Genomic DNA, 12,925 nt, shown 5'->3' on the forward strand with positions numbered 1-12,925 from the left:
ATGACTATGACAACGAATTATTCCGCCAACGAAATCACCGTTTTAAAAGACCTTGAGCCCGTACAACTCCGCCCGGGCATGTATACCGACACCACCCGCCCAAATCACCTCGCACAAGAAGTTATCGACAACAGCGTGGACGAAGCCCTTGCCGGTTTTGCCACGAAAATCGAAGTAATTTTGCATAAAGATCAATCTATTGAAGTGATCGATAACGGGCGTGGTATGCCGGTGGATATTCACCCGGTGGAAAACGTCTCCGGCGTAGAAGTCATCATGAGCAAACTGCACGCCGGCGGTAAATTCTCCAATAAAAATTACACCTTCTCCGGTGGTTTGCACGGGGTGGGAATTTCTGTGGTGAACGCCTTATCCGAGCGAGTTGATGTCACCGTTAAACGTAACGGCGAAATGTATAAAATCGCCTTTGAAAATGGTCAAAAAGTGGAAGACCTCACCGTTATCGGTACCTGCGGTCGTCGCACGACCGGTACCACCGTACATTTCAAACCGAACCCTAAATATTTCGACAGCGAAAAATTCTCCGTCAGCCGTTTGCGTCATTTACTCCGCGCCAAAGCCGTGCTGTGCTCAGGGCTAGAAATTAAATTTATCGATAAAGTGAATGACACAGAAGACACTTGGCTTTATCAAGACGGCTTGAACGACTATTTAATGGAAGCGGTAAACGGTTTAGTCACCTTACCCGAACAACCGTTCATCGGTGAATTTAAGGGCGAAAAAGAAGCGGTATCTTGGGCGTTATTATGGTTGCCGGAAGGTGGCGAACTCATCGGCGAAAGCTATGTAAACCTGATTCCGACCGCACTTGGCGGCACGCATGTCAACGGTTTACGCCAAGGCTTATTGGACGCCATGCGTGAATTCTGTGAATTCCGCAATTTATTACCGCGTGGTGTGAAACTCACCGCTGACGATTTATGGGATCGTTGTGCTTATGTACTTTCCCTTAAAATGCAAGATCCACAATTCGCCGGACAAACCAAAGAACGCCTTTCCTCCCGTCAAAGTGCGGTGTTTATTGGCGGCGTTGTGAAAGATGCTTTCAGTTTGTGGCTAAACCAAAACGTTCAAACTGCCGAATTATTGGCAGATATGGCGATCAGTTCCGCCCAACGCCGTTTGCGTGCAGCGAAGAAAGTGGTGCGTAAAAAACTGGTCAGTGGCCCTGCGCTACCGGGCAAACTCGCCGACTGCAGCTCACAAGATCTCAATTTAACCGAATTATTCCTCGTGGAAGGGGATTCCGCCGGTGGTTCTGCCAAGCAAGCTCGGGAGCGTGAATACCAAGCGATTTTGCCGTTGCGCGGTAAGATTCTGAACACCTGGGAAGTCTCACCAGAGCAAGTGTTAGCCTCACAAGAAGTGCATGATATTGCCGTGGCATTGGGTATTGACCCTGACAACGATGATTTATCCCAATTACGCTACGGCAAGGTCTGTATTCTCGCTGATGCGGATTCGGATGGTTTACACATTGCCACCCTACTTTGTGCCCTCTTCCTACGCCATTTCCCGAAACTGGTAGAACAAGGCCATGTGTATGTGGCGATGCCACCGCTCTATCGAATCGACTTAGGCAAAGAGGTGTTCTATGCCCTCGATGAAAGCGAAAAAGACGCTATCTTGGATCGTCTGAAAGGGAAAAAAGGCAAGCCAAACGTACAGCGTTTTAAAGGGTTGGGCGAAATGAACCCAATGCAATTACGCGAAACCACAATGGATCCGAACACCCGTCGTTTAGTGCAACTCACCTTTGAAGCACAAGGTGAAGAAAGCCAAGAAACGATCGAAACCATGGATATGCTACTGGCCAAAAAACGCGCTGAAGACCGCAAAAACTGGTTGCAAGCGAAAGGGGATCAAGTGGATTTGGCTGTGTAAGAAGAAAAGTGCGGTAACATTTTTAAACACCTCAAAACATTTCAAAAATCAACCGCACTTTAAATCTCCCCTCGCCCCTCTTTACAAAAGAGGGGGAAATTTGGCGAAAGCCAATAAATTAAACGAATATTATCGACATAAATAAAACGCAAAAATAAATCATGACTGACTCCATCAACTATGAAGGCATTGAACAAATGCCACTACGCCACTTCACCGAAAGGGCGTACCTCAACTACTCCATGTACGTCATCATGGATCGCGCCTTGCCGTTTATCGGTGATGGTTTGAAGCCGGTACAGCGACGCATTATTTATGCCATGTCCGAGCTTGGGCTGAATGCGGCGGCAAAATATAAAAAATCTGCCCGTACTGTGGGGGATGTGTTGGGTAAATTCCACCCGCACGGTGATAGTGCTTGCTATGAAGCCATGGTGTTGATGGCGCAACCTTTCTCTTACCGTTACCCATTGGTTGACGGGCAAGGCAACTGGGGCGCAGTGGACGACCCGAAATCTTTTGCGGCGATGCGTTATACAGAATCCCGTTTATCTAAAATTTCAGAAGTGCTATTGGCGGAGCTCGGTCAAGGTACCGTAGATTATCAACCGAACTTTGATGGCACCTTAGAAGAACCCCAATATTTACCGGCACGTTTGCCACATATTTTACTCAATGGCACAACAGGGATCGCGGTAGGGATGGCAACGGATATTCCTCCGCATAACATTAATGAAATCGCCGATGCTGCAGTGATGTTGCTGGATAATCCGAAAACAACCTTAGATGATTTGTTGACTGTGGTGCAAGGCCCGGATTTCCCGACAGAGGCGGAAATCATTTCGCCGAAAGAAGAAATTCGCAAAATATATCAACAAGGTCGCGGCTCTATCAAAATGCGCGCAGCATGGAAGAAAGAAGACGGGGAAATCATTATCAGCGCCCTCCCGCACCAAGCCTCACCATCCAAAGTAATTGCGCAAATCGCTGAGCAAATGACCGCGAAAAAATTGCCGATGGTAGAAGATATTCGTGATGAAGCAGATCATGAAAATCCGGTGCGCATTGTGATCGTGCCGCGTTCTAATCGTGTAGATACCGATGCCATGATGGCGCATTTATTTGCCACCACCGATTTGGAAAAAAGCTATCGTGTCAACATGAACATGATTGGTTTGGATTACAAACCGGCAGTGAAAAATTTGTTGGAAATCCTCACCGAATGGCTGACTTTCCGTCGCACCACCGTGACCCGCCGCTTGCAATATCGCTTAGACAAAGTGCTTGCCCGCCTGCATATCTTGCAAGGTTTGATGATTGCCTTTTTGAATATTGATGAAGTGATCGAAATCATCCGCAACGAAGATGAGCCGAAAGCTGAATTAATGGCTCGTTTCAACTTAAGCGATGCACAAGCGGAAGCCATTTTGAACTTGCGTTTGCGTCATTTAGCGAAACTGGAAGAACATCAGTTACAAGCGGAACAAGCGGAGCTGGAAAAAGAGCGGTCATCTTTGGAAGAGATTTTAGGCTCCGAACGTCGTTTAAATACGCTGTTGAAAAAAGAAATTCAACAGGATGCCAAAACATACGCCAGCCCACGCCGTTCGCCGTTGGTTGAACGCGCGGAAGCCAAAGCCATTGCAGAAAACGAAATGCTACCGACAGAACCGGTGACGGTGATTTTATCAGAAATGGGTTGGGTGCGTTGCGCGAAAGGGCATGACATTGATCCTCAAGGCTTAAGCTACAAAGCCGGCGACAAATATTTGGCGCATGCCTACGGTAAAAGCAATCAACCGGCGGTGTTTATCGACAGCACGGGGCGCAGTTACGCACTGGATCCGTTAAGTCTGCCGTCTGCCCGCTCCCAAGGCGAGCCGCTCACCGGTAAACTTACCCTGCCGGCAGGCGCAACCATTGATCAGCTGCTCATTGAAAATGAAGATCAACCATTGCTCATGGCATCCGACGCCGGCTATGGCTTTATTTGTAAATTCGCCGATTTAGTCGCTCGTAACAAAGCCGGTAAAGCGCTCATTTCCTTACCGGAAAATGCCAAAGTGTTACCGCCACTAACACTGAAAAATCCGACCGCACTTTTGGTGGCACTCACCTCTGCCGGCAGAATGCTGATTTTCCCTGCACAAGATTTACCGGAACTGTCCAAAGGCAAAGGCAACAAAATCGTCACTATTCCATCCGCTAACGCCAAAGCGCGTTCCGAATTACTGGTACGGTTATTGTTGATTGAAGAAAATTCCAGTCTGATCTTCCATTCCGGGAAACGTAAAGTGACCTTAAAACCGGAAGATTTACAGAAATTCCGCGCCGAGCGAGGTCGCAAAGGGACGCAGTTACCGCGTGGGTTGCATAGCAACGTGGACATCGAAGTGGTGGCACCACAGGAATAAAAAAGATAAGGGTGCCAATGGCACCCTTATTTTTTAGGTTGAAGAACTTTTTTGATTTTCCTGCAATCTCGCTAACCCCTGACTAATCAGCAAACATCCTTTCCAGCCCCAATAGATTCTATGTTGTTGAATGAGCCCGTTTTCGATTTCCATCAATTCTAGAATATCAATTTGCTCACCCTCATCGGTTTGCCTTGGATATTCCCAAACTAATAAACGCCCATTTGTGAGATAGTCACCACGCCGAAACCATTTGACCAACTCATTAGGACGACGCTTTGTCCCTTCCTGTAAGAAAAATTTAATCTCATCCTTGCCATTCAGTACGCCATTTGTTCTATCTAAGATAGCCTGAACCAAAGGACTTTCAAATACCGCATGATCCGCGTACAACGCAATTAACGCCTCAACATCGCGCTCTTTTGCATACTGGTGCCATTTTTCGTATATGTATCGAATCTCATCCATTTATTGTATCCACTTAACCTTCTAATAACGCTAGACGCTCTTTTGCTTCCTCAGAGAAACGGCTTTTTTGTGCGATTAAATCTTTATAAATAGAAATCGCCATCGGTCGATTACGTTTTGTGCCTTCGCCTCGTTCATACATTAACGCTAAGCGGAAAATAGCCTCTTCATTACCTTGTTTAGCCCCTTTTTCTAACCACTTAAAGGCTTTATTAAAGTCTCTAATTTTAATTTCGTTATAGTACAGAGTACCTAAAACGAGCATCGCCTGTGAGTCATTAGCTGATGCGGTTTTCTCCAGCAAAGAAATGCCATGATTAAGATTCTTTTTTACGCCATAACCACCGGCGTAAAGGATGCCTAAATTGGTTACAGCAATTCTGCTTCCTTGTTCTGCGGCTTCGCTAAACCACCAATAGGCTTTTTCATAGTTCTGTTTTACGCCTTCTCCACGAAAATAAAGTCGACCGAGGTCCAGCTGTGCACGTCGATCATCTTTCAATGCAAGAAGATACATCACATTAAACACGGAGGACATATCATTGCGTTGAAAAAAAGCTCGTCCCCAATCTCTTAGCTGATCATTCGTAAGTTCATTACGCAACAGTTTCCCACTGTCTCCCACGGCATATGCCACAGAAAAAGCCGGCGTTTCTACAGCAAGTGCAGAAAAACTAAACAAGCCGAGACCGATTGCAAAATGCTTTAACTGTTTTTTCATCATCTGTCTACAACGTGGCATAAAGTAAATTCGCAAAAAACAATAGGGAAATCCCCATTTCGGTGAAACCCACTTGTTTTACCGACATTTTTTTCTGTGGCAACCAAATGGCACGAATGAATGGCGGCACAAACGCCAATGCCATGAGATATTGTTGGACAAAAACAAATCCGAGAATACAAAGGGCGTGAAAACCAATGGATAATTTTAAATACAACGGATTTTTACGCTCACGCATAACAGATTTCACATATAAAGTGGTTCCAATAAAAAATAAGCTCGGATACAGCGCAACCAGCCAAATTTTGTTATCAAAAGTGCGGTCAGAAAAATAATAGGATCCCATACCGGCAATCGCAAAAATCACGATCCCTGCCAAATCATTTAAAAAAGCGCGCTCATCTTTTTGCTTAACGTAATAAATACTGATCAACACGAACGGCAACATGGCTGCCACAAATAACACCGTATGCCAGTTATAAATCAATACCGGAATGGCAAAAATGACACAGGCGAAGAAATAAATCCACGACCATTTGATATACAACTCCAAATTTCTGCCTTTAAATAAATTCAGAAACGGATAAGTCATTAAATACAAGGAAAACCACGCCAACAAAAAGAAAATATGTTGCCAAATCGGATGACTGAGCAACATTCCGTATAAAAATGGCATAAGTGCCATCACAATGGCACCGTGTTGATTCGAAATTAATAGTTTCATAAATCAGATGAATTATTGAATGGAAGGTCCATGAATTTTAGAGGTTTTTTGTGAGGATTGGTATAATCTCTGAGAATTATTTTTATTCAGAGGAAGATGATATGACACAAATTCAACGCATTGACACCAACGATCGTCTTGCGGAAGCCGTAATTTATCAGGGGGTTGCTTATTTTGCAGGGCAAGTGCCGGAAACCAGCATAGAAAAGAATGCCTATGATCAAACGAAAGAAGTCTTAACGCTTATCGACAAATTGCTGGAAAAAATACATTCCCATAAACGCCGTATTCTAAACGCACAAATTTTTTTGGCGAATATGCAAGATTATGCGTTAATGAATCAAGCTTGGGATGAATGGGTTGATGTGCAAAATCCCCCAGCGCGTGCTACCGTGGAAGCTAAACTTGCGGATCCTCGCTGGAAAGTAGAAATTGTGATCACGGCTGCGGTTTAATCCGCTAATTCCACCTCTAACAGCAACGGTGCATGATCAGAGCTTTCCGTAGGTTCTGTTGTGGCGTTCAACACATTCAGTCCACGCACAAAAACATGATCGAGCGGATTGCCTAAAAAGCGTAAGCGATGATCCTGTGCAAAAGACACTTCAACCAAACCGAATTCGGTGATCAATTTTCGGATAATCGCCATGCGATAACCGCTCCAAGAATTAAAATCACCGGATAACACAAGTGGGCCTTGATGTTGCGCCACCAACTGCATCAGCGTGCGAAGTTGTTCTTCATAAGCCGTCGGATACATTTCAAAATTAATCAAATGCACGTTGACCAATAACAGCGCTTGCCCATGAGCCAGCGGCACACTCATCGCCGCCCCCACTTTGGGAATGCGAATCCAAGGTTCGGATTTTGCGCCGGCACAGTAAAAGTGCGGTGCAAATTGAGAGAGAATTTCAACACCGGATTGCTGTTGTAAATAGGCAAAGGCGCTGGCATAAAGTGCGGTAGGAAATCGCGATGAATATTGCGCTGCCAATTCTTGTGTGTTTAAGACTTCCTGTAATAGCAAAACATCCCGCTCTTGCGCAAAACGTTTTAGCGCCTGTTGCCAGCCGGCATCTTGTCCTTTATGCAAATTCCAAATCAACAAGCGAAATGTCTTCTGTGTGATTTCGGGGAGAAGCTGCTCTGCTTGATAACAAATTAACTCATCCTGTTTTTTTATCGGATGATAGGTGAGATTTGGCGTCGTGCTAAAGTGAATATTGACGGGGGAGAAAATCGTTAGGCTATAAAAAAGATAGCCGGCAATCGCTGCGACAAGTAAAACGAGAAAAGTGATGAATTTAAAGGCATGTTTTTTAAACATCATTACACCGGACGAATACTTTTCATATCAACGCTACAATCAAATTCGCGTTCTAATAATTGCAATTTTTGATCCTGCAATAAATCTTGTTTCGCCTGCTCCCGTAATTGGGCATAAATTTTTCGGCGGTAATCCGTCGGCGTGAGATACTGTTCGTCATCATTGATTTCAACGGTCAATGCAATGGTTTTTCCTAACACTTGTGAAATCGCCTGCTGTAGCAATTTGCAATGCTTATCTTGATTCAAATGCCCGTGGCTGGAACGCACACCCAATTTAAGTTCACTCTCGGTTTCCGTCCAAATAAAGGTATTTAACGCAAATTCTTTGGTGAGATTTTCCACGCCACTTTGTTCAATCAACTGTGCCCAGCGATCTTGTTCTTCCGTTAAATGGACAATTTTTTGCTGTAATTCCGGGGTGATGTCTTGCAGAATGGCAGCCTTGATGTCAGAAGGTTTGGGACCTTGTTCAATCTGTGCCAGTTCCGGATTGCTCCACTCCCAACGGTAATCTTCGCCCAGCACCTCGGAATCATTTTCTTCACGTTCTGATTCATTTGGATTTTCCACCGCACTTTTGGTTTCCGGCGTCTCCACCACATGAGAAAGTGCGGTCAGTTTTTCTGATGAATGTTGTGCTAGGCGATCAGACTTTTTTTTTTCTTGAGAAGGGCTGCTCGGCATCGCATCCAATTGGTCTAAGCCGTTTAATGCGCCAAGGACCGGCGAATTCACTAAGGGTTCTGCCAACTGTGGCGATTGAGGTTGCGCTACTTGAGATTGCGCAGTTTTCGCTACGCTTTCATTGGTAGCGGATTTTTTACGATCTTGATAATGGGCTTTTATTGCCTGAGAAACAACCGGCATTTCAATTGCCGGTGAAACCGTTTGACTAGAAGGTTTAACGCGATTTTCCACCGCACTTGATGGGCTTTGAGGTGAACTTTCTTGCGTACTGACTTCAACATTTAGCGGCTGACCAATGAATTTCGGATGAAACGCCAACGCACGCAATAACACCATTTCTGCGCCCATGCGCGCCGTCGGAGCCAAACTTAATTCTTTCCGGCCGCTCACCACCACTTGATAGAAAAACTGTACGTCCTGTGGTGCGATATGTTTCGCTAAAAAGCCAATGTGATCCGCTTCTGTTAACGAGGTCTGTGGTAATAATTGTTGCATTGCGATCTTGTGCAAATTTTCTGCAACTTCACGCAATAGCTCATCCCAATCACCTGCTTTATTCGCCACGGCATCCACCACTTGCATGAGCTTTTCGCCATTGCCTTGTTGCAGCGCATAAATCATCTCAATGGCTTGGGTTTCATCCAACAACCCCAACATTTCATTGACAATATTGAGCGTTACATTGCCGTTACTCATTGCAATGGCTTGATCTGTCAAACTGAGACTGTCACGGAGACTGCCTTGTGCCGCATTGGCGAGTTTATCCAATGCCAACGACTCAAAAGGAATCTGTTCCTGATTTAGGATGTATCCCAAATGGTTGGCAATTTGTGATGGCTCCAAGGCTTTCAAATGGAACTGCATGCAACGAGATAAAATCGTTACCGGCAGTTTATGAGGATCGGTAGTCGCCAACAGAAATTTCACATATTCCGGCGGCTCTTCCAAGGTTTTTAAGAGCGCATTGAAAGAATGACGGGAAAGCATGTGTACTTCATCGATAAGATACACTTTATAACGCCCCAACACCGGCTTGTACTGCACGTTATCCAACAGCTCGCGTGTATCTTCCACTTTGGTGCGGGATGCCGCATCGATTTCAATTAAATCGATAAAATTGCCTTCTTCAATGGCTTTACAATGTTCACATACGCCACAAGGCTCGGCAGTCACGCCATTAATGCAATTTAGCCCTTTGGCAAATAAACGGGCAATGGAGGTTTTCCCCACGCCGCGCGTGCCGGAAAATAAATAAGCATGATGTAGGCGATTTTCACGCAAGCCGTTAGCAAGTGCGGTCAAAACATGTTGCTGACCGATAACATCAGCAAAGGTTTTTGGTCGCCATTTTCTTGCTAATACTTGATAACTCATGCTTTATCCCTGCCCGTTTAGAAAATTAATGACCGGCAAAATTAACTAAAGTATAAGGTTCTACGCCTAAATTGCGTAAGCGTTGTTCACCACCTAAATCCGGTAAATTAATCACGAATGCGGCATGCTTCACTTCGCCACCCAAACGTTGTACTAATTTAACCGTGGCTTCAACGGTACCGCCTGTTGCCAATAAGTCGTCAATAATCAATACGTTATCACCTTTTTGAATGGAATCCACATGAATTTCCAAGGTATCTTGTCCATATTCCAATTCATAAGATTGCGCAATGGTTTCTCGTGGCAATTTACCCGGTTTACGTACCAATACAAAAGGCACATTTAATGCCAACGCCACCGGCGCACCAAAAATAAAGCCGCGGGATTCCGTCCCAATGACTTTATTAATGCCTTTCTCTTTGCAATGTTGCACCATCAAATCGATTGCCGCACGAAAAGCCGCCGGGTTCTCAACTAAGCTGGTAATATCCCGAAAAATAATTCCCGGTTTTGGATAATCAGGAATGGATTTAATTGAAGAAGCAATAAGTGCAAGTTGTTTTTCCATTTTTTTACCTAAAAGTGCGGTTGTTTTTCCACGTGAATTAAAATGATAAGCCGGCGCGCATATTATCATAAATCGCTGGATTGCCGAACATTAATCATAAAGATCTTCGCCATTTTTTCGGGTGCGCAGAAGCTGTAAAATCCACACGTATTGTTCCGGAGTTTCGGTAACAAAACTTTCAATTTCTGCGTTCATGGCACGAGCAGATTGCTGCGGATCTTCACTCAGTGTCATTGGCGGATGAATTTCCATTTGGTATTTACCCAGCTGCGCGTTATAACGCGGAAACATGGGAATCACAACGGCTTTTGCCAACTTCGCCATTTTATTAATCCCCGGCAAGGTTGCTTTGTAAGTCGCGAAGAAATCTACATACACGCTTTGTTCTTCACCAAAATCTTCGTCCGGCAAATAATACCCCATTTGTCCTTGTCGAATGTGGCTCAAAAACGGTTTGATACCATTTTGGCGCGCATGCATTTTGCCACCAAAACGTTGGCGCGCCAGCGTCCAAAGCCAATCCACCAACGGATTGCGATGCGGGTTATACATGGATGTCATCGGAATGCCATGAGTGTGCAAAATAATCCCTGACGCATCAATCGCCCAACCGTGCGGCACCAATAAAATCACATTTTTACCCTGTTCTTTTGCCTGTTTAATATGTTCAATGCCAATAAATTCACTGCGCTGTTGCAAATGTTTTTTTGAACGCACCGCAATTTCGCCGATCCCTAACATCACTTGCGCCAATACAACAAACATGTCATCAATCACCTGTTCGCGGTGTTGTTCCGACCATTGCGGAAAGCAATATTGCAAATTAATTTGAGCGCGTTTACGTTGTTTTTTCGCTTTATGTCCTACAAATAAGCCAATCTTGGCGGCGAATTTATCGCGCAAACGAAAAGGAATAAACGCCAGTAACAGCAAAATTAAAATACCGAGCCAAATGCCCCAGTATTTAGGCTTTAAATAGGACCACGAGAAATGCGGCTCATAGCCGACACGTGCCGTTAAACGAATATTTTGTTGAGAATCTGTCATAAAAAACGTTGCGGAAATTCACCGCACTTTATCCCGTTAGAAATTGAACCAGCCTTGATCAAAGGCCATTTTTATCGTCATGATAAAAGACATGGCGACCACCATTGGGCGAATCAATGTTTTACCTTTGGTCATTACCATTTTTGCGCCTAAATTGGCACCGATAAATTGGCCCGCCATCATGGTCAAACCGACCGTCCATAAAATTTGCCCGCCGATAAGGAAGAAAACTAAGGAAGCCAAGTTAGAAGTAAAATTCATGACTTTGGCATGCGCGGTTGCCTTGGCTAAATTAAACCCCAGTAATGTCACACAGGCTAAACTCATAATTGAGCCGGTGCCAGGCCCGAAAAATCCGTCATAAAAGCCCATCAATGTACCGATACAAAAAGCAAAAATCGGATAAGACAGGCGTTGTTTACGATCTTCATCGCCCAGTTTAGGCGTCACTAAAAAATAAACGCCGATCGCTAAAATTAAAAATGGCAGCATTTTTTTAATGACGGAGGCGTCAATCAGCTGAATTAAAATCGTTCCGGCGACAGAACCAAAGAAAATCATCAGCAAAATTAACCAAACTTCCGAAAAATTGACCGCTCTTTTACGTAAAAAATAAAGACTGGCGGAAAAGGAACCGCCACAGGCTTGTAGCTTGTTAGTCCCCAACGCGACCGCAGGCGGAATGCCTGTCATTAGCAATGCCGGAATCGTGATTAATCCACCACCGCCGGCAATCGCATCAATAAAACCGGCAACAAACGCCACCCCAAATAAAATGGCTAAAATATCAAGACCGAATTCCATCGCTTACTCCAACCATTCACTCCGATTGGGTGAGTTTAAGATTTGTTGACACAAAAACGGCTCCGGCGGAGTGACTTTGGGTTTGCTTGGTGTTGCCCCCGGTTTTGGCGGTTCAAACCAAGAATAAAGTTCACTATCACAACCATCTCCGGCTGGCACCGGTGCCTGATTTTCACAATGTTGTGCGCCTTGTGGACAAGTGAGCCGCACATGAAAATGGGAGTCATGCCCAAACCACGGGCGAATTTTGTGTAACCAAGCACGATCTGAACCGGCAGTTTCACAGAGCTTTAACTTAATCGCCGGATTAACAAAAATACGCGTCACTTTCGGATCTTCCGCAGCCAACTTAATCAGTTTTGCGTGATTGGCTGTCCAGACACTGTCATCCACCCGTTGCGCTTTGCGGTTCACCACCAACAAACCTTTACCGTCAGAATTCAACGCATCAGTGTCAGACATACTGCCCATACGCAACCAAATGTCCGCATCCAAGCCCATTTGATGGCTGGCATGTCCCGTCAAAAAACGTCCGCCCCCCGGCATGGCAATATCGCCCACCAACATAGTCGGTAAGCCGGCCGCTTTGGCGCGTTGCCCTAGACGTTGCAAATAACGAATCATGTCCGGATGACCATAATAACGGTTCTTATTCATCCGAATAACTTGATAGCCTTCGCCTTTATAAGGCAAGGGTTCTGCGCCGATAATACAGCCGTTGGAATAGCTACCAATCGGCTCGGCTTTGCCATTTTCCGTCGGAATTGGGCGTTTAATTTGTTGCCAGTCTTGTGGGGCGGCAAAAGTGGACGCCGCAAAAAAAACGCTGCTAAAAATGACCGCACTTTTGATGACGTAATAAAGAATCTTATTCACTATGAATG

12 protein-coding genes are annotated in these 12,925 nt (G+C 45.0%); 3 read left to right on the top strand and 9 right to left on the bottom strand.

From position 1 onward, the window contains the following. Positions 1-6: 6 nt before the first annotated feature. Both parE and parC read left to right on the top strand, forming a co-directional pair. Positions 7-1,905, top strand: a complete 1,899-nt coding sequence (gene parE / locus ACO5E4_RS03830; RefSeq protein ID WP_485862129.1) for a DNA topoisomerase IV subunit B — start codon at positions 7-9, stop codon at positions 1,903-1,905. 161 nt (positions 1,906-2,066) lie between these two features. Continuing rightward, the gene (gene parC, locus ACO5E4_RS03835; protein ID WP_485862130.1) at positions 2,067-4,319 is read left to right on the top strand and encodes a DNA topoisomerase IV subunit A; all 2,253 of its coding nucleotides are present in this window, start codon (positions 2,067-2,069) and stop codon (positions 4,317-4,319) included. 33 nt (positions 4,320-4,352) lie between these two features. Here the strand turns inward: parC and ACO5E4_RS03840 are convergent, their stop codons facing one another. The 3 genes from ACO5E4_RS03840 to ACO5E4_RS03850 are packed head-to-tail and all read right to left on the bottom strand — an operon-like array spanning position 4,353 to position 6,232. Next, positions 4,353-4,787 carry a nuclear transport factor 2 family protein gene (locus ACO5E4_RS03840; protein WP_485862131.1) on the bottom strand — a complete coding sequence of 145 codons (435 nt, stop codon included), beginning with the start codon at positions 4,785-4,787 and terminating at the stop codon, positions 4,353-4,355. Between the two features lie 13 nt (positions 4,788-4,800). Then, on the bottom strand, positions 4,801-5,529 hold the full coding sequence (locus ACO5E4_RS03845) for a tetratricopeptide repeat protein (protein ID WP_485862132.1): 729 nt from the start codon (positions 5,527-5,529) through the stop codon (positions 4,801-4,803). Further along, positions 5,516-6,232, bottom strand: coding sequence for a YwiC-like family protein (locus tag ACO5E4_RS03850; protein ID WP_485862133.1), 717 nt, complete (start codon positions 6,230-6,232; stop codon positions 5,516-5,518). The genes ACO5E4_RS03845 and ACO5E4_RS03850 overlap by 14 nt, the downstream gene beginning before the upstream one ends. A gap of 101 nt (positions 6,233-6,333) precedes the next feature. Here ACO5E4_RS03850 and ACO5E4_RS03855 point away from each other — a divergent pair, with 101 nt between their 5' ends. Continuing rightward, positions 6,334-6,687, top strand: coding sequence for a RidA family protein (locus ACO5E4_RS03855; protein WP_485862134.1), 354 nt, complete (start codon positions 6,334-6,336; stop codon positions 6,685-6,687). Here the strand turns inward: ACO5E4_RS03855 and ACO5E4_RS03860 are convergent. From ACO5E4_RS03860 to mepA, 6 genes are read right to left on the bottom strand one after another with little or no spacing between them, the layout of a single operon-like run. Next, positions 6,684-7,562 carry an endonuclease/exonuclease/phosphatase family protein gene (locus ACO5E4_RS03860; RefSeq protein WP_485862135.1) on the bottom strand — a complete coding sequence of 293 codons (879 nt, stop codon included), beginning with the start codon at positions 7,560-7,562 and terminating at the stop codon, positions 6,684-6,686. The two genes, ACO5E4_RS03855 and ACO5E4_RS03860, sit on opposite strands and share 4 nt — an antisense overlap. Beyond that, on the bottom strand, positions 7,562-9,622 hold the full coding sequence (gene dnaX, locus ACO5E4_RS03865; protein WP_485862136.1) for a DNA polymerase III subunit gamma/tau: 2,061 nt from the start codon (positions 9,620-9,622) through the stop codon (positions 7,562-7,564). Before dnaX ends, ACO5E4_RS03860 begins: the two co-directional genes overlap by 1 nt. 25 nt (positions 9,623-9,647) lie before the next feature. Next, entirely contained in the window at positions 9,648-10,259 is a 612-nt protein-coding gene (gene apt / locus ACO5E4_RS03870; RefSeq protein WP_485862137.1) for an adenine phosphoribosyltransferase, read from the bottom strand. A 21-nt stretch (positions 10,260-10,280) separates the two neighbouring features. After that, entirely contained in the window at positions 10,281-11,237 is a 957-nt protein-coding gene (gene lpxM, locus ACO5E4_RS03875; protein ID WP_485862138.1) for a lauroyl-Kdo(2)-lipid IV(A) myristoyltransferase, read from the bottom strand. A gap of 36 nt (positions 11,238-11,273) precedes the next feature. Then, positions 11,274-12,041, bottom strand: a complete 768-nt coding sequence (locus ACO5E4_RS03880; RefSeq protein ID WP_485862139.1) for a TSUP family transporter — start codon at positions 12,039-12,041, stop codon at positions 11,274-11,276. Positions 12,042-12,044: 3 nt separating this feature from the next. Beyond that, positions 12,045-12,917 (bottom strand): penicillin-insensitive murein endopeptidase, encoded by an 873-nt coding sequence (mepA, locus tag ACO5E4_RS03885; protein ID WP_485862140.1) that lies wholly within the window; start codon positions 12,915-12,917, stop codon positions 12,045-12,047. Positions 12,918-12,925 lie beyond the last annotated feature (8 nt).

It is taken from the genome of Aggregatibacter sp., assembly GCF_057314075.1.